Raw genomic sequence first — 18,151 nt, forward strand, 5'->3', positions numbered from 1 at the left:
TAAGGGATCAGAGAATGATCAGGCCGCGTGGGCTGCCAGGAGCCGAAGCACGCGGTCGTTGGAGCCGGGGTCGGCAACGGTGATCCGCACGCCGTCACCCTGGTACGCCCGCACCAGGATGCCCGCGCCGTCGAACGCCTCCACGAGCCTCGCCCGAAGCTCGTCATCCGCACGAATCCACAAGAAATTGCCCTGGCTCGCCTGCAGCTTCCAGCCCTGGGATTCCAGCTGCGCGGCCATCCGTCCGCGCTCCTGCTTCACGACGGCGACCCGCGCCTCCATCTCCTCCCCCGCGTCAAGCGACGCGATGGCTGCCTTCTGGGCCAGCGCGCTCACCGAGAAGGGCAGGGCGGTCCGGCGTAGCCCCTCGGCGATGGCCGGCGCCGCCACGGCATAGCCGACGCGCAGGCCGGCGAGTCCGTAGGCCTTGGAGAAGGTCCGCAGGATGCAGACGTTCGGGTACTCGTGGTAGAGCTCCAAGGAATCGGGCCCGCTGCCCGCTTCGGCGTACTCCACGTAGGCCTCGTCGATCACCACGAGGATGTCGGAGCGGACGGCGCGCAGGAAGGCATCAATGCGTCCGTGGCTGATCGGCACGCCGGTGGGATTGTTGGGAGTGCAGAGCAGGATGACTTTGGTGCGCTCGGTGACGGCAGCGGCCATGGCATCGAGGTCATGGCCCTCGGCGTCGTCCAGCGGGATGCGGACCGGCCGGGCGCCTGCCAGCTCCACCAGGATGGGGTAGGCCTCGAAGGAGCGCCACGCGAAGATCACTTCATCCCCGGCGTCGCACAGGCCGGTGATGATCTGCTGGAGGACGCCGACGCTGCCAGATCCCACCGCCACTTCCCCTGCCGTGACGCCGAGGTGGCTGGCGATACGTTCGCGGAGTCCGACGGCGGCCGCGTCAGGGTAGCGGTTCATGGTACCGGCCGCGGCTGCCACCGCAGCGGCGGCAGCGGGCAGCGGCTCGTAATGGCTTTCGTTGCTGGCAAGGGCTGCGATGTCCGTGCCGGTGCCGCGCCTGCCCGGGACGTAGGACGGAAGGCCGGTCACCGCGTCGCGGAGGGTGGGGCGCGCGGTATCCGGTGAAGTCCGGAACTGAGTGATGGTCATGAGGACCGATCATGATTGTGACCCGGGGCACATTGCAAGATACGCTCATGCCATTGGGACTTCTGCTCAACTCCTACTGCATGTGGTGAAAATATGACCATCGCGAACTCTCGCACCCTGGATTCCCTCGACGGCAGGATCATCCTCGCCCTCGACAAGGACCCCGAAGCCAGTGCGCTGGCACTCTCCCGGACCCTCGGCGTCGCACGCAACACCGTCCATGCCCGGCTGGCACGGCTCGAGCGCAGCGGCGCCCTTCGCTCCTTCAGCCGCAGGCTGGACCCTGCCGCCCTCGGTTATGACCTGATGGCCTTCCTCTCACTGGCCATCAGCCAGACGCGGGCGGGGGCGGTGGAAGACGGACTCGCGGCCATCCCGGAGGTGATCGAGGTGCACGCCACCACCGGGGACGCGGACCTGATGGCCAAGGTGGTGGCCCGGAGCACGGCCGACCTCTACCGCATCACCAATCAGATCCTGGCCATCGACGGGATCCAGCGGACCAGCACCGCCATTTCCGTGGTTGAACTGATGCCGCCCCGTTACGACGGCCTCCTGGCCCGGCTGTCCCAGCAGGAATCCCAGGCTGCAGATGAAACAGCGGGTGACGCGCGCCACAAGTAGGAATATTTTCAGTTCCTCCTGCTGCCTGCTGCCAAAAATCCCACTCCAGCCCGCTCCTGTTGCTTATCTGACCGCAGGCTCGCAAGCTTCCTGCATGACCACTCTCACTGTCTCCGGCCGCGTGGCACAGGTTCTCAGCAGCTACCTCAGCGACGTCTTCGGCGTTATGGGGAACGGCAACGTCTACTTCCTGGACGCCGCGGAAAAGCTGGGACTGCGCTTCTCCCCCGTCCGGCACGAAGGCGCCGCCATTGCCGCCGCCGACGCCTAGTACCGCACGTCGGGACGTCTCGCAGCCGGCACCACCACCTACGGCCCCGGCTACACCAACGCCCTCACCGCCCTCGCCGAGGCAGTCCAGGCGCAGATCCCCGTAGTGCTCGTCACCGGAGACGCACCGAGCAGTGGCGTCCGGCCGCAGGACGTGGACCAGGCGGCCATTGCCGCCGGCCTCGGCGCTGCCACCTTCACCGTCACCCGGGAAACCGCGGGCTCCATCACCCGGCAGGCGGTGGAGTACGCACTCACGAAGCGCACCGCCGTCGTTATTGCCATTCCCTACGACCTCGCGGCACTGGAGGCTGCGGACGAGGAACTTCCGCCGGCGGCCACACCCCAGGCAGCGCACGACGGCGGCGCCGACCTTGGACAGGTGGCCCGCCTGCTCGCCGGAGCCAGGCGGCCGCTGATCCTGGCTGGCCGGGGCGCACACCTCGCCGGCGCCGGCCCGGAACTCCGCAAACTCGCCGACCGGCTCGGCGCACTGGCTGCCGGAACCGCCCTGGCGCTCAACCTCCTCAATGGCGAGGGGTACCTGGGCGTGGCCGGCGGTTTCGGCACCGACACCGCGGCCGGGCTCATGGGCGAGGCCGACGTGGTCCTGGTGGTTGGGGCGAGCCTGAGCCCCTTCACCATGCGGTTCGGGCACCTGCTCGGCCCGGACAGCACGGTCATCCAGATCGACACCGCCCTGCAGCCGACCAACCAGCGGGTGGACCTCTTCGTCAGCGCGGACGCGAAGTCCGCCGCGGAACGTCTCCTGACATTGCTGGATGGTGAGGCGGCGGCGGAAGGGTGGCGTGCGGAAGCCCGCAAACGCCTGGCCGAAGGACCGGCCCACAGCCCCGGTTCCGATGTGACCGAGGACGGCCGGCTGGATCCGCGCTCCCTCGCCACCGCGCTGAATGCCGTGCTGCCGGAGCGCCGCACGGTGGTTCAGGACGGCGGGCACTTCATCGGCTGGGCACCCATGTACTGGAACATCCCGCGGCCGCAGGACCTGGTGATGGTGGGGACCGCTTTCCAGTCCATTGGGCTGGGACTTGCGAGCGCCGTCGGGGCGGCCCGTGCATTGGAGGACGGCCGCACCCTGGTGCTGGCGTCCGGCGACGGCGGTTTCCTGATGGGCCTGCCCGACCTCGAATCGCTCATCGGTACGGCAAGCAGCGCCGTCGTGGTGATCTACAACGATGCCGCCTACGGGGCCGAGATCCATCAGTACGGTTCCCAAGGCCTGACCGAAAAGCCGATGCTGATCCCCGAGGTGGACTTCAGCGGTGTCGCCCGGGCACTGGGAGCTGAGTCGGCAGTCATCCGATCGCTGGCGGACCTGTCCGCGCTGACGGAGTGGATCGACGCCGGTGCCAAAGGAACCTTCGTGGCCGACTGCCGGATCACGTCGAGCGTCCGGGCGCCGTGGCTGACCGAGTGGATGAACGCCAAGGAAGGGGCGAAGGCTCCCGTGGCAGGTTGATTCCCCAAGACGGCCTCTGAATCGCGGACAGAGCCGGTTTCCCTGAGCTGCGCTGGCAGCGAGGCAAACCCGGTGGGATAATGTGGTCATCCTTCGAACAGGAGGGGCCATCATGGCCGGCCTTGGTGCTCTTCGACCCGGCCGCCGCTCCCGGGCGTCCGCGCCCCGGCTCCTGGCGGTTTTGCTTGTACTCGCACTCGGTGTGCTGTTCGCTCCGCCCGCCAGGGCAGTCGATTATGGACATGACGTATCGTGGCCGCAGTGTCCGGGCGGTCTGCCAATGCCGCCGGACAACACGGAGTTCCTGGTGGTGGGGCTGACGCGCGGACTCGCCTTCACCGAAAACCCCTGCCTGGCGCAGCAGTACCAGTGGGTGCTTGACCGCGGCGTCCGGGCTCAGGCCTACGCCATGGCCACGTTCCCCACCACCGCGCAATACGACACCTACGGCGACGACGGCCCCTTCCCCGCAAGCACCCGGCCGGACCGGTTGCGCAACGTCGGGTACGCCGAGGGCCGTGCGGCTCTCTCGTCCCTCGAACGGGTGGGATGGCGGCCGGAGAGAATCTGGGTCGACGTCGAACCCCGCCCGCAACAGCCCTGGCCCAGCTCAACAGCAGCGGAGCGGCAGGAGAACCGGTACGTCATCTCCGGGCTCCTGGCTGCACTGGCGGACGCCGGGTATCCGCACGGCATCTACTCGTATGCGAGCGCGTGGGAAGCCATCACCGGATCGTGGCAGGTTCCCGATGTGCCCGTCTGGTCACCGGCAGGGCGTCTCGATTTCGCCAGTGAAGCATCCGACCTCTGTGTGAATCCCAGCTTCTCCGGCGGCACCGTCCACCTGGCGCAATGGACCGACGGCACCTACGACTACAACATGACGTGCATCGGGGTTTACCAGGCCCACGTCGCCACGATCGGCTGGCAGTCGAGCGTCTCGGACGGCGCCACCGCAGGAACCACCGGCCGGTCACTGCCACTGGAGGCGTTGCGCTTGTCCGTGGCAGGAGACCGCCTGTCCGGCGACATTTTGTGGCGGGGGCATGTGCAGAACATCGGCTGGCAGCCATGGACGACGGCGGCGTCCCCCATTGGGACCACCGGCGTCGGTCTGCGCCTGGAGGCTTTCGACCTGCGGCTGACCGGGGACCTCGCCTCGCAGTACAGCATCCGGTACCGCGCCCACGTGCAGAACGTCGGCTGGCAGCCCTATTCGATCGACGGAGCGACGGCCGGCACCGTCGGGCAGGGCCTGCGGATAGAGGCAGTCACCATCGAGTTGGTTCCGAAGGCCGCACCGGCATTTACTGCCGTGTACGCCGCCCATGCCCAGAACCTCGGCTGGATGGCGAACGTTTCGGATGGGACCGTCGCCGGGACCACAGGCCAGGCCCTTCGGCTCGAGGCGTTGCGCCTCAACGTGTCCAGCACGGCCTATTCCGGAGACATCGCGTGGCGGGGGCATGTGCAAAACATCGGCTGGCAGCCGATGTCATCCTCAGCCCAAGCCATCGGCACCACCGGGCAAGGGCTTCGATTGGAAGCGTTTGAAATCAGGCTGACCGGTGAGCTGGCGAACCATTACAGGATCTACTACCGCGCCCACGTGCAGGATGTGGGCTGGCAGGCATGGGTGGCCGACGGCGGAACGGCAGGCACGTCCGGTCTGGGCAAACGGATCGAGGCCGTGCAGATCCTCCTCGCCCCCAGAACCAGCTAGCCGTTACCGGAACTATCTGCCCGTGCGATGCGCCACTTGGTGGCCTGATCCGGAATAGCGATGCTCGGCCATGCCGTTGTGGAAGGCATGAAGGCAATCACTTACAACGCATACGGAAACCCGGACGTCCTCGAATACGGCGATCAGCCGATGCCAAAGGTCGGGCCCGGCATGGTCCTGGTCAAGGTCAAGGCGGCGGCAGTGAACCCGGTGGACTGGAAGATCATGGCCGGCGGACTGGACGCCGTCATGGACCTGCAGTTTCCCGCCATCCCCGGCTGGGACGTAGCCGGCGTCGTGGAGTCCGTGGGAATCGACGCCCGGCAGTTCACGCCGGGCGACGAGGTCATTGCCTATGCCCGCAAGGACTACGTCCACGGCGGCAGCTTCGCGGAGTACATCGCGCTGCCGGAGCGGCTCCTGGCGCGGAAGCCTGCCTCGCTTGGGTGGAACGAGTCAGCGGGCCTGCCGCTCGCCGGCCTGACCGCCTACCAGGTCCTCAACCGGCTGGGCCTCAAAGCCGGTGAAACTGTCCTGATTCACGGTGGCGCCGGAGGCGTGGGCTCGCTTGGCATCCAGATCGCCGTGGCCATGGGCGCCAGCGTCATTGCCACCGCCTCGGAAAAGAACCACGACTTCCTCCGCTCCCTGGGCGCCGAGCCGGTTGCCTACGGCGACGGGCTCGCAGACCGCGTCCGCGCACTGCGTCCTGACGGTGTGCACGTGGTTGCCGACTTCGTGGGCGGAAACCTCGAGGCAACGCTGGCCGTACTGGCCGAAGGAGGCCGGCACGCCTCCATCGCCGACAGTGACGTCGAACAGCACGGCGGGGACTGGATGTGGGTCAACCCGGTGGGCGCCGACCTGCAGGAACTCGCCGAACTGGTGGACAGCCGGAAGATCCGCGTGGAAGTTGCCGGAGTCTTCGCACTGGAGGAGGCCGCGGATGCCTTCCGCAGCAATATGGAGGGCCATACCCGCGGCAAGATCGTCGTTGCCGTGGACCAGAACTCCTAACAGGCAGCTGCCGCCGTCGCACCTTCCCGCTTTACATCACCGTCGGCTTTCCGGGCCGCCCCTTGTGCTCCGCCCGTGCGATCTCGAAGCTGCTCTCAAACGGCAGCGAGTCCACGTCCAGCAGCGGGTTGTTGTCCTGCGCGGCCACCAGCTTGCGGGCGGCGTCCTCCGACTCCACGCTGGGCATGGACCCGGGCAGGTGCCGCCCGGCCGATTCGGGCAGAAACCGGATGGCCACGGCGGCAATGGCGGCCACAGCGATGAGATAGTACGCAATCACCATGTCGTCGCCTGTCAGCTCGATCAGGGCCGCAATGATAAACGGTGCCGTCCCGCCGAAGATGGCCACCGCGAGGTTGTACGCGATGCCCATGGCAGAGTACCGGTGCTCGGTGGGGAACAGCGCCGGCAGCGCCGACGCCAGGTTCGGCACCGAAAACGCCACCGGGAAGGCGAGCAGGGCAAGGCCCAGCAAAGTCATGGGGACGCTGCCCACCGCTATCGCCAGGAACGCCGGCACCGCGAACACCACCGTACTGAAGGCCCCGATCCACAGCACGCGGCGGCGGCCGATCCGGTCCGAAAGCAGCCCGGTAAACGGGATGCACAACGCCATGGCCACCAGGACCGGGATGGTCAGCATCGTCCCCTCCACCTCGCTGTAGCCCTTGTTGCTGGTCAGGTACGTGGGCATGTAGGACGTGAGGGCATAGGCCACGGTGTTGGCGGCCGCCGCCAGGATCATGGCCAGCACGATGGGCCGCCAGTGTGCCTTCAGGATCCCGATCGGGCCCACGGGGCGGAGCTCCTCCCCGGTCTCTGGATGCTTGGCCGCCACGGCTTCAGCCTCCATCGTGGCCTTGAAGGCGGCCGACTCCTCGATCTTCATCCGGAAGTAGACGGCAACGATACCCAGCGGACCGGAGATCAGGAACGGGATCCGCCAGCCCCACGCCTCCATCTGCTCTTGGCCCAGCGTCAGCTGCAGGGCGGACACCACCGCCGCACCCGCCGCGAACCCGAGGTAGCTGCCCATGTCCAGGAAACTGACGTAGAAGCCCCGGCGGCGGTCCGGTGAATGCTCGCACACGAACGTGGTGGCGCCCGAGTACTCGCCGCCGGTCGAAAAGCCCTGCACCAGCTTGAGGACTACCAGCAGCACCGCCGCCCAGATGCCCAGCACCGCGTACCCGGGAAGCAGGCCGACGGCGAACGTCGCCACGGCCATCAGCATCAGCGTCATGGCCAGCACCTTCTGGCGGCCGATCCTGTCGCCCAGCCAGCCGAAGAAGATGCCGCCCAGGGGCCGGGCGATGAACGTGGCGCCGAAGGTCCCCAGCAGGAACAGGTTCTGCACCGCCCTGTCCGCCTCGGGCAGGAACACCGGCCCCATGGTGGTGATGAGGTAGCCGAACACCCCGACGTCGTACCATTCCATCGTGTTACCTACGATGGTCCCGCCAAGCGCCTTCCGCAGCGTCCGGCGGTTGACCACATTGACGTCGGATACCTGCAACCGCCGCTTCTGCCCGCTGTGTTGTGTCATGGCCCGCTCACCGCGCCTCGCTCATCAAGCCGGGCACACGTCGTCGTCCTTCTTACCCCCCTGACCGGCAGCGGCCCAGCATTCCGTTCATCTTCCCACTGCCGGACCAGGGCAACAACGGTTGCGGTTTACACGGGTTTGACCAGCCAAAACTCCACGATCCGGAATGCCCTCCCGGTCACAATCGGCGAACAAGGGAATTCCTTGACCGCCCCCTGAGCCGAACGTAACCTAGCTCACATTCCTCATTGCGGATATCTACTTCCATAATGCGGACTACTTTCGATCCGTGCACAACGAGGTGCCGGACGAGAACCCTTGGAGGCATCATGGAAACGCAATCGACCGGCCATCCCCCATCGACAACATCAACTCTTGAGGAGAGAAACCGCACCTTCCGGCGCGTCGTTTTCCGCCTCATCCCGTTCCTGACGCTGGTTTGGTTCCTGGCCTGGATTGACAGGGTCAACATCGGGTTCGCGAAACTGACGATGATGGATGACCTGCAGTGGACCGAAGTCGTTTACGGTGCCGGAGCCGGCATCTTCTTTATCGGCTATTTCTTCTTTGAAGTCCCGAGCAACCTGCTGCTTCAGAAGATCGGCGCACCGAAAACCATCATGCGGATCGCTTTGGGCTGGGGTGTCGTCTCCATCCTGATGGCGTTCGTCCAGGAGGAATGGCAGTTCTACACTCTGCGGTTCCTGCTCGGAGCCTTCGAGGCCGGACTGCAGCCAGGTGTGATCCTGTTCCTGACCTTCTGGTTGCCGGCGCACCGCCGCGGCAAGGCGATGGCGATCTTCATGTCCGCCTCAGCGATGTCCCTGATGATTGGGTCCCCACTGGCCGGATTCATCATGGACACCTTCAACGGCTCCCTGGATCTGGCCGGCTGGCAGTGGCTCTTCATCATCGAAGGCATCCCGTCGGTGGTGGTGGGCATCGCCGCGGTCTTCATCCTGACCAACAAGCCAATCAACGCCAAGTGGCTCTCCCCGCAGGAAAAAGAGCACGTCGCCTACGAACTCGCTGTTGAAGACACCACCCTCGGCAACCGCGACCACAACTTCTGGTCCTCGCTCCGCAAGCCCAGCACCTGGGTACTGATCCTCACCTTCTTCTGCATCGTTGCCGGCAACGCCACCCTCACCTTCTACGGCCCCAGCCTGGTCAAAGCCGTCGGCATCACGGACATCACCACGTTGGGCTGGGTCATGTCCGGCATCTACGCCTGCGGCTGGATCGGCATGGTCGGCAACGGCTGGCTCTCGGACCGCAACCACGAATCACGCTGGCACACCGCCTTCGCAGCAGGGCTGGGCGCAACCGGCCTCGTCCTGGCCGCATTCTTCCTGAACCAGGGCAGCACGCTCGGCGTCATCTTTGCCCTGGCCCTGTCGGCCGCCGGCACCATGGGCGCCATACCGGTGTTCTGGAACCTGCCGGCCCGCTTCATGTCCGGCACGGCCCTCGTCGCCGGACTCGCTGTCATCAACTCCATCGCCAACCTGGCAGGCTACTTCGCACCCCAGGTCCTGGGCGGAATCAAAGCCTCCACGGGCGACTACACGGGCGGACTCTACCTGATCGCCGCCGTCGAATTCCTGGCCGTCGGCCTGGTCCTGTTCTTTATCAAGAAGCAGGCCAGCGTTAACCTGGACGCACCCAAGGATGAGGACCTGACAGGGGTCCGCTGACAAGTGTGCAAGGCGGGGTCCATGGGACCCCGCCTTTGGCGTCCTGCACCCGATCGTTCAGGTGCCCTGTCCTTCCCTGGAGGCGAGGTCGCTGATGACCTTGAGTTGCTTCCTCATCATGATCAGGTCGCCCCACACAAAGAGGTATCGCCTCAGCCTGGGTAGGAGCCTTCCCACCAAAGGAATCCACATCTCTACATGGAGAAACGTGCCGCCGGTTCCGGCTTCCTCTACCGCATACGTCAGCCGAATGTCACCGAAGACCTTTGCGGGAAAGCCGGGTTTCATCCTTAGCGTGACGAACTGTCCGTCGGCGAAATTGACCAGGGTGAAGATGGTCATGAACTCCTGGCCGACGGCAAGATCAACCAGACCCCTGTCAGGCACGCGCGGGCTGCGTTTCCCGAAGTTGTCGATCCAGTCGTAGCTGTAGGGGGCCCGGCGAAGCTGGCACAGCCAGAGGAACAGGGCAGACGCTGTGGCCGGGCTCTTTACCGCTCGCCTGACCCTGACCTCTCCTGGATGTCCAGGCTGGTCCATGAGTGACTTCGAGCCCGGGGGTCCCCAGACCCACGGCGCCCCCTTCTCGCTGAACGGACGAGGGCTGAGGAAGGTGTTCACCGCATCATTGTCCCTGACGACCTTGGAGACGAGTCCTCCAGGGCACGTCACAATCGTCCGGTCCGTAAGCTCCTTCAGTCCGGACTGGTTAGTCGTTGGGTTCCTCGGCCCGTACCTCACCATCATCTGCGCCTGGCTTGTCGTGAACCTTTTTTGGGATCTTTCCCTCAACGTCAGCGGGCAAGGGAGGGTCCTTCTCATCATCAGTAGACATAGGCCAACCCTATGCTGCACCCCGTATGTCGCCGCACGTACAGAATACTGGCGGCCACCCCTTAGCCGGGGTGGCCGCCAGTCTTAGTGCGCTACGCGGGTTACTGCTCCCCTTCCACGGCGGCAGCAGCCTTGATGGCGTCCTTCTCGGCGCGCAGGGCCTCGGCGTCGTGCTGTTCCTCGGCTTTTTCCTGGTGGATGACCGTTGCGAAGAGCTTTTCCATCTCCTTGGCCACGCCGGCGGCTGACGCCGGGTTTTGCCCGGTCACCAGCCGGTCGTCAACCACGACTTTTTCCTCGAATACATCAGCCGGGACGTGGGTGGCACCCTGTTCCTCCAGCCGGTCTGCCAGGAAGAACGGGATGACCTTGTCCTTCCCTGCGGCAACCTCCTCGTCATTGGTGAAGGCGGCAACCCTCCGGCCCTCGACGAGGCGAAGCCCGTTCTCCAGTTCCACGTTCAGCAGTCCGGCTGGTCCGTGGCAGACCGCGCCCACCAGTCCGCCGTTGTTGTAGACGCTGGCCACGAGGTTCTGCAGGCCTTCACTGTCCGGGAAGTCCCACATGGTGCCGTGGCCGCCCACGAGGTAGACGCCGTCGTACTGGCGCGGATCAACCACGTCCACCCGGGCTGTGTTGTAGAGGCCGGCGCGCGTGGTCTCATCCTCGGTAAACGCGACCTGGATGGGATCCTTTGTGTCCACCTCGTCACGCGGCGGCTGGCCGCCCTGGATGGACGCAAAGTCGACGAAATGCCCGGAATCCTTGAACACCTTCCACGGGTGCGCAGCCTCGGCCACGTTGTAGCCGGTCTTCTCTCCCGTATCGCCGATCTCGGAAACGCTGGTCAGTACCATGAGGATTTTCTTCATGAAGTGCTCCTTTCGTCCACCTCCCACCCTACGCGCAGCCCGTCCGGGCTCCGCTTCCGGGAAGGTTAGCCGTCAGGTCACGCCGCTGAAGGCACTGGCACGGAGTCTGCGGTGCTGCCCCAGCCGGCCAGCAGGGACGGAGTCACAATCATGCTGCCGGTGTGGGCATGCCGCAGGGTGTCCAGCATGGCTCCCAGGGAGCCGTCCTTCGGAAGGAAACCGCAGATGCCCGTGCGCGCGGCCTCACGCAGCGCTTCCTGCGACGGATTTCCCGTCAGCATGATGATCCGCGTTTCCGGGGCCTCCGCCAGGATGCGCCCGGCAGCTTCGAGTCCGGAGCCGTCGGGGAGATGCAAATCCATGATGACGACGTCGGGCCGGAGGTCCCGGAACATGGTCACCGCAGTTGCAACGGACTTCGCCGCTCCTACGCTCTGCAGGTCCGGCTCACGGTCCAGCGCCCCCGCCAAAAGATCGGCAAAGGTGGTGTGGTCATCAATGATCAGGATTCGCAGGCGCCCTGTTTCCTGGGAGGCCACCGGAGCAACAAGACGGCTCTTCGTGGCCACGGGACGGGGAGCCCGGAATTCCGCAGGCCCTGAAGAGGCGGTGCTCCTCAGGAGTCTCGCCTGAGCCTCCCTCAGCGCGGGAGCGGGGGCGCAGCCCAGTTCCTCATCCATGACCCTCCGGCAGCGGTCATAAGCCCGCAAGGCTTCCGTATTCTCGCCGTTTTGCTCTAGCCCGAGGATCAACGCGGTCCACGCCCGTTCATTGAGGGGATCCTCCTTGACCGCAGCCCCGCCCCAGGCAATAGCCCTGCCCACTTCCCCCACCGCGAGTGCGGCTTCCGCAGCTGCAACGCGGGCCAGGCCCACCTGCGCTGCGTGCGCGGCCCGCTCCTCCTCTGCCCAGGCGGGCAGCAGTTCGTCCCCGAGCAGCGGAGCTGAGGCCAGGTCGAGTGCTTCCGTCAGCAGCGCAAGCGCTTCGCGGGGCTCGGCCTTGGCGGCCTTCCTGGTCAGTGTCTCGAAGCGGTCCAGGTCCAGTTCGACCAGTGACCGGTCGATGGCGTAGCCGCCAGTGACCGTCTTCAGGGGGCCTGTCCGTCCGGTGCCGGGCTGCAGGTGGCGCCGAAGGACGCTGACATAGCTTTCAAGGGTGGGCAGTGCAACGGCCGGGTGGTTGCCGCCCCACAGCAGGTCCATCAGCCGGGTCTTGGAAACTGCTGAGCCAAAATTCATCAGCAGAATTTCGAGGACCTGGCGGGGCTTGGGCCCGCCAAGATCGTTGGCGCTGAGCTCGATGTCTCCGCGGCGGATGGTCAACGGGCCGAAAACCGAAATCTGAAGCGCCGGCGTCTGCGGCGACACTTCGGAAACACGGCCTGCCCGGCCGGTGGTGTTCGGCAGTTCCAAGGTAATCACGGTGGTACCCCCAGTAGCTTGGTGCTTTGTGGTTCCCATTGAACTGGCAGGTAAACACACAGACCACAGTGCTCGGTACTCGCTTCTTTAACGGCGACTTTCCGCCGAGTACTTACTTGGGGGCACGGCTACGCAAAAACTGTTCAGCGGATACGCAGCTGGGGTTGGGGAAGCAGGTTGCACGGAAACCGTTTGCGCTGGTGAGATCCCACATCATGATTCAAGCCGGAGGTTGGAAAAACCCTAGGTAGTGCCATAAGTACCGGAGAGGCGCTCATTCATCATCCGCTGCATTTCGGCCTCATCCGGACACGGCTGGTTGTCGACAGGGCACTGCTGGTCCCCCGCACCGCCACCCATGCTCCCGGCAGCCTCGATGCACCTCGTGCACCCGGTATCCGAGTCGTGCAGCAGTGACGGGTCTTGCGCGATGTAGCCGCACAGGGCCCGGCGCCACTCCACGTCCCGGCAACACACCAGGTGATCCAGCTTCCCTGGGTTCTCGATGAGACTGTACGTAGCTTCCTGCCCAGGGCCGCGACCCGATTCCATAGACCCGGCTTTCTCGGTTGCCTTCGGGTTCACGGCTGATGTCCCAGTCATCGCTCCCCAAAGGCAAATATTCAGATATTGCTCGCCCTATTGGACGACATTGGTAAACGATTGTAAACCCTCGCTCCTGAATGGGACCGATAGTGCTCCGCCAGCCTCGCCAGCCCCTCATCGATCGAGACGGCGGGCGTCCAGTTGAGGAGTTCCCGGGTCTCACGCTGGTCGAACCAGTGCGCGGTGGAGAGCTGCTCGGCGAGGAACCTGGTCATCGGCGGCTCCTCTTCCCGCCCGGCCCGGGTCCAGAGCTTCTCCACTACCGCTCCCGCCGCCCGCGCCACCGCACCCGGCACAGACCACGACGGCGCCGGGACGCCTCCCGCGGCGCAGATGCCCGCCAGCAGCTCGCCCACCGGCCGGGGCTCGCCGTTGCTCACCACCACCGCTTTGCCGTGGACATATTCCATCCGGTGCAGCGCCGCAACGATGGCCGCGGCAGCGTTGTCCACGTAGGTGGTGTCGATCAGTGCCGCGCCGGCATCGAGCAACGGTAGGCGTCCCTGGCTGGCGCGTGACAGGACCCGTTCCACCAGCTGGGTGTCCCCCGGGCCCCAGACGATGTGGGGGCGCACCGATGCGACCCGGAATTCCGAAGCGTCCGCCGCCAGTGCCAGGAGTTCCGCCTCGGCCTTGGTGCGGGAGTAGTCCCCGTGCGCGTGCTGGGGGTCTGCCGGCTCCGCACCCAGCCCGGCGATGGCCGCACCGGAATTGGCCACCGACGGGGAGGAGACAAACACCATGTCCCGGACCCCGGCTGCCCGGGCAGTCTGAAGCAGGAGGCGGGTCCCTTCGACGTTCACCTCATCGAACTCGGCGGCCCGGCCCGTAAAGGAAACCTTCGCGGCCAAGTGGATGACTCCTTCGGCGCCCTCGGCTGCTCCCCGGAGCGCCTCACTGTCCGTGACGGACCCGGAGAAGTCCATGGCGCCGTCGACCCCTGACGGCCGGCGCTGGAAGGTGGCCACGTCATGGCCCTGGCGCACCAGCAGCCGGGCCACTTCTCCCCCTAGCAGCCCACTGGCGCCCGTGACGAGGACCCTCACGGCTTTCCTGGCCGCCCGCCGGCCAGCACCCGCGATGCCCAGCGGGACAGGCGGCTCCTGTCGATCTTGGCGTTGTGCCGGATATCCGTGGGCTGCCCAGGGACTTCAAGCACAGCGGAGACCTGGACGCCGGCCTCGAGGGCCGCCTTGCGGACATCCCCGGCAAGCTGCGGCGCCGCAGGGCCGGCTTTCCGTGCGGGCGGAACGGTCTCGACGACGGCGACCACGGCTTGGGTGCCCGCCGGTCCGACGCCTGTGATCGCCGCCAGCCGGACAGAGTCCAGGCGTTCGATCGCCTGTTCCGCGCCCACCGGCGTCACCACTGCACCGGGCGCCGTCACAACATGCACGAGCCGGCCCTCCACCCACAGCCGGCCGGCGCCGTCGAAATGCCCAATATCACCGGTGCGGTGCCATCCGGGCAGGCTGGCGCTCTCCTGCTGGGTCAGCCACAGCCGGTCGTACGCTTCCTTGGCGTGCGGGGCGCTGACCAGGATCTCCCCGGTCACACCGGGCTCGGTCGCGAAATGGGACCCGGGCGCGGAGCCATCTTCGGCCAGCGAGACGATGGCCACGCGGGCGCCATGCACCGGCCACCCCACGCACACGCCGTTGCCTGCTCCCGCCACCGTGCCGGCAGAAGTCTCAGCACCGGCGGCAGCGTCGGCGTCGGCAGCCTGGATCTGTACGAGGCTGATGTCGGTGACCGGCAGCGCCTCCGTCATCCCGTACGGGGTGTGCAGCGAGGCCCGGGGCAGCAGCCGCTGCACCTCGGCCAGCAGCGGTTCCGGGACGGGCGCGCCGGCAGAGAGCAGCAATTCGACGCCTTCCAACGCCTGTTGCCCTGCAGCCGTCAAGGCATCCTGCGTGGCGAGGACATTGCGCAACGCGGCCGGCGAGGCGAAGACCACCGTAGCGTCTATCGCCGCGGCGGCATCGGCGAGCGCGGTCGCGGTCAAGGTGCGGGGCGCGGAGACGTCCATGGCCGGCGTCACCGACACCGCTCCGAGCGCTGCTCCCAGCAAGGCAAACGGTGCGAAGCCTGCCACCAGCCCTGCATCGGAACGGATCCCGAAGGTTGCGGCCACCGTGTCCCGCATTGCGGCCAGCTGCCGGTGCGTATAGAGCACACCTTTGGCGGGGCCGGTGGAACCCGAGGTGAAGAGGACGGCGGCCCGGGCGTCCGGATCCACGCTTTCCGTCAGCTGTTCGGATGTGTGTGCGGCACCGGAACGGACCAGGGCCTCGAGAGAGGCCTCCACTCCAAGCACCCGGCGGCGGGCGGCGGGGAGCTCCCGTACGCTGATCCGCCGTCCCGGCCAGCCGAGTACGGAGGCAGCTGCGAGCGCTTTGTCGATCCCGATGAGGAAGTCCGGGGTGGCGCCTTTCACGGCGCGGCTCAGGCCCTTGGTTCCCAGTCCGGCGTCGGCCACCACCACCACCGCGCCCAGCCGCAAACAGGCGTAGAGGGCTACCGTCAGGTCCACCCCGGGCGGAACCATCAGGCTCACGCGGCTGCCGGTTCCTACTCCGGCTTCCTGCAGCCCCGCGGCGAGGTCCAGGATGTTCCCGTCCAGCTCCTGCCAGCTGAGCGAGCGGGCCACCGTGCCGTCCGGCGCCATTTCCGCGACCGCGGTCTCGCCTCCCTTCGGCCCTGCCGCCTGCTCGCCGAGCAGGTGCCACAGGGGCCGGAATTCCGGCTGCTCCGGCTCGGGCGCATCCGTTAGCCCATGGCCGGGCGTTAGGTTCTTCACTTCGGCTGCACTGCCGCCGGCACCAAGGTTCTCCGCGAGCCACTGGAAAACCGGTGCGGCAATGTTCCGGTCCTCCGCCACAAGGTGGCCGGCGCCTTCGAAGCGGTGCACATCGGCCTGCGGAAGCCGGCTGACGAGGTCCTTGAGGTACCGGTCCGAAAAAATGGGATCCCGGGGACCCCAAAGCATCAGCGCCGGGACCGTCAACCCGCGCAGTCCTTCTGCCACATCCGTAAGCGCCGGGAAGCTCGGGTGGGAGGCGTCCACCGGAATGTCCGCGACAAAGTTCCCCACCCCTGCCCGGCGGTCGGCTCCGCGGTAGGGCGCCATGTAGGCGTTCCGGATGTCGGCGGGCAGCGGCGGATGGGCCAGGGAGTGCGTCACCCGGAGAAAGGCGTCCGACGTCGTGGTCCCCCACTGGTGCACGGCGGGGTGCAGGGCAAGGCGCAGGGCGGGCGGGATGCCCGAACCGGAGGGCTGGTGGACGGCGGTGTTGGTCAGCACCACACCGGTAAGGAGCTGCGGGTGCGCCAGGGCCCAGCCCAGGCTGATCACACCGCCCCAGTCGTGGCCCACCGTCACTACCGGCCCGTCCAGGCCCAGTGCATCCGTCAGGTCACCGAGATCGTTGATCCGGTCGGCCAGCCGCCGGAAGGCGCCGGTGCGCTCCGAGTAGCCCATGTCCAGCTGGTCCACCGCCACAACGCGCCACGGGTGGGCCGGATCCGATCCGGCGGCCAGCAGCGTCCGCCACAGATAGGACCAGGTGGGGTTGCCGTGCACGCACAGCAGGGTACCGGCGGGAACCAGGCCCAGGCGGGAGAGCCGGGCGCCGTTGTCCAGCAGGTGCCAGCGGCGCGATGTGCCCGGCGCATCGGCGTCGGACGTGGAGGGCACATCGATCTCTCGTGACCATTCCGGGTCCACGCCGGGCCAGTCCGCGATTACCAAACGATTTCCATCATGGCGGTGTTCAGGCCGGATCCCACACCCATGCAGAGCACCCGGTCCCCCGCTTCCAGGGATTGCGCTTCGGCGGCCAGGGTCATAGGGAGGGAGGCCGGACCAACGTTGCCCCAGTGCGGGAACGTGATGGGCACCTTGGCAGGATCCAGGTCGATGGCGTCGATGATGGCCTGCGTGTACGCGTTACTCACCTGGTGCGTGACGTACCGGTCCATGTCCGCCCAGTCCCACTCCGGCCGGGCTTCATGCCAGGCGTCGACGACGAGCTGGAGGCCGCCGTCGAGCAGTCCCTTTGTGTCGGTGGCCATGCCGTCAATGCCGCCCACGCACAACTCATGGTGTTCGGTGCCGGCGCGCATCACACCGCCGACGATCCGGTGCGCGCCGGGGTGCTGGTCGGCGGGGCCGAGGACGGCGGCAGCAGCCCCGGAGCCCAAAGTGAGGGTGGCGAACTCCCGGTTGAAGTCCTCACGCGTGGTCTCGGGCCGCTGAAGGCGGGCGAGCGTGGCCTCCTGTGTGGCCTCGGCGTCCTCGGCGTTGACGATCATGGCGTACTTGATCTGGCCGGAGTCGATCATGTTGGCCGCCAGGGTCAGGCCGTTCACGAAGCCCAGGCAGGCATTGGCGAGGTCGAAGTTCATGGCCGACGACGGCAGGCCCAGTCCGTGGTGGATCTTCACCGCGACGGACGGTTCAAGGTTGCGCCGCGTGACGGAGGTGTTGATCAGCAGGCCGACCTCGGAGGCTTCGACACCCGCCTCGGCCAGGGCCTTCGCGCCCGCTTCGGCGGCAGCATCATCAAAGGACGTCCCGGCCGCCCACCAGCGGCGGTGCGTGACGCCGGCTACGCGCTCCAGCAGCCGGGGCGGGAACTTCAACCGCTGCAGGGTCGAAGCCAGCCTGCGGTCGAAATCCGTGGAGCTCACGATCCTCGGAGCCTCGACGCTGCTTACCGAAAGCAGCGCGGTGTTGCTGTGCCGGAATGTTGCATTTCCTGCCAATTCAAGCCCCTGTTCGTGTCCGTCCTGCAGCCATGCGCTGACAGTACGTTAGCCGACTGACCTCGAACGCGATGGTAAGCATGCTTAGGGTATGTTACAGGACTTGGCCCGGCTCGTCCCACCTAACCTTGACGGCCGGGGTGGGTATCCCGCGGAACTGGTCCTGGTGGAGGGC

Annotated in this window: 13 protein-coding genes and 1 pseudogene; 5 read left to right on the forward strand and 9 right to left on the reverse strand. The window is 66.6% G+C overall.

Annotation, left to right across the window (positions count from 1 at the left end; translation table 11 throughout):
* Positions 1–18: 18 nt before the first annotated feature.
* A complete protein-coding gene (gene hisC / locus M1D32_RS14525) occupies positions 19–1,116 on the reverse strand; it encodes a histidinol-phosphate transaminase (RefSeq protein WP_458779345.1) in 1,098 nt (365 codons plus the stop codon).
* A 93-nt stretch (positions 1,117–1,209) separates the two neighbouring features.
* On the opposite strand from hisC, the gene M1D32_RS14530 reads away from it, so the two are divergent.
* The 4 genes and pseudogenes from M1D32_RS14530 to M1D32_RS14545 all read left to right on the forward strand — a co-directional run bounded on the left by M1D32_RS14530 (position 1,210) and on the right by M1D32_RS14545 (position 6,233).
* Positions 1,210–1,740: an Lrp/AsnC family transcriptional regulator gene (locus M1D32_RS14530; protein WP_458779346.1), complete on the forward strand. Its 531-nt coding sequence runs from the start codon at positions 1,210–1,212 to the stop codon at positions 1,738–1,740.
* Positions 1,741–1,834: 94 nt separating this feature from the next.
* Positions 1,835–3,493 (forward strand): annotated as a pseudogene (locus M1D32_RS14535) (thiamine pyrophosphate-binding protein).
* Between the two features lie 280 nt (positions 3,494–3,773).
* Positions 3,774–5,216 (forward strand): hypothetical protein, encoded by a 1,443-nt coding sequence (locus M1D32_RS14540; RefSeq protein ID WP_458779347.1) that lies wholly within the window; start codon positions 3,774–3,776, stop codon positions 5,214–5,216.
* A gap of 87 nt (positions 5,217–5,303) precedes the next feature.
* On the forward strand, positions 5,304–6,233 hold the full coding sequence (locus M1D32_RS14545) for an NADP-dependent oxidoreductase (protein ID WP_458779348.1): 930 nt from the start codon (positions 5,304–5,306) through the stop codon (positions 6,231–6,233).
* Positions 6,234–6,264: 31 nt separating this feature from the next.
* Here M1D32_RS14545 and M1D32_RS14550 read toward each other — a convergent pair whose 3' ends face one another.
* Positions 6,265–7,779: an MFS transporter gene (locus M1D32_RS14550; protein WP_458779349.1), complete on the reverse strand. Its 1,515-nt coding sequence runs from the start codon at positions 7,777–7,779 to the stop codon at positions 6,265–6,267.
* A 329-nt stretch (positions 7,780–8,108) separates the two neighbouring features.
* Here M1D32_RS14550 and M1D32_RS14555 point away from each other — a divergent pair, with 329 nt between their 5' ends.
* A complete protein-coding gene (locus M1D32_RS14555; RefSeq protein ID WP_458779350.1) occupies positions 8,109–9,476 on the forward strand; it encodes an MFS transporter in 1,368 nt (455 codons plus the stop codon).
* A 57-nt stretch (positions 9,477–9,533) separates the two neighbouring features.
* On the opposite strand, the gene M1D32_RS14560 is transcribed toward M1D32_RS14555, so the two are convergent.
* From M1D32_RS14560 to M1D32_RS14590, 7 genes are all read right to left on the reverse strand, one after another.
* Positions 9,534–10,097 (reverse strand): hypothetical protein, encoded by a 564-nt coding sequence (locus M1D32_RS14560; protein ID WP_458779351.1) that lies wholly within the window; start codon positions 10,095–10,097, stop codon positions 9,534–9,536.
* An 88-nt stretch (positions 10,098–10,185) separates the two neighbouring features.
* The gene (locus M1D32_RS14565) at positions 10,186–10,311 is read right to left on the reverse strand and encodes a hypothetical protein (protein WP_458779352.1); all 126 of its coding nucleotides are present in this window, start codon (positions 10,309–10,311) and stop codon (positions 10,186–10,188) included.
* A gap of 100 nt (positions 10,312–10,411) precedes the next feature.
* Complete coding sequence (locus M1D32_RS14570; RefSeq protein ID WP_458779353.1) at positions 10,412–11,182, reverse strand: type 1 glutamine amidotransferase domain-containing protein; 771 nt, start codon at positions 11,180–11,182, stop codon at positions 10,412–10,414.
* A gap of 77 nt (positions 11,183–11,259) precedes the next feature.
* On the reverse strand, positions 11,260–12,603 hold the full coding sequence (locus tag M1D32_RS14575; RefSeq protein ID WP_458779354.1) for a BTAD domain-containing putative transcriptional regulator: 1,344 nt from the start codon (positions 12,601–12,603) through the stop codon (positions 11,260–11,262).
* A gap of 623 nt (positions 12,604–13,226) precedes the next feature.
* Positions 13,227–14,255 carry an NAD-dependent epimerase/dehydratase family protein gene (locus M1D32_RS14580; protein ID WP_458779355.1) on the reverse strand — a complete coding sequence of 343 codons (1,029 nt, stop codon included), beginning with the start codon at positions 14,253–14,255 and terminating at the stop codon, positions 13,227–13,229.
* Positions 14,252–16,960 (reverse strand): alpha/beta fold hydrolase, encoded by a 2,709-nt coding sequence (locus M1D32_RS14585; RefSeq protein WP_458779356.1) that lies wholly within the window; start codon positions 16,958–16,960, stop codon positions 14,252–14,254. The genes M1D32_RS14580 and M1D32_RS14585 overlap by 4 nt, the downstream gene beginning before the upstream one ends.
* Positions 16,954–17,976 carry a 3-oxoacyl-ACP synthase III gene (locus M1D32_RS14590; RefSeq protein ID WP_458779357.1) on the reverse strand — a complete coding sequence of 341 codons (1,023 nt, stop codon included), beginning with the start codon at positions 17,974–17,976 and terminating at the stop codon, positions 16,954–16,956. The genes M1D32_RS14585 and M1D32_RS14590 overlap by 7 nt, the downstream gene beginning before the upstream one ends.
* Between the last annotated feature and the right edge of the window lie 175 nt (positions 17,977–18,151).

The sequence above is a fragment of the Arthrobacter sp. D3-16 genome (assembly GCF_054408515.1).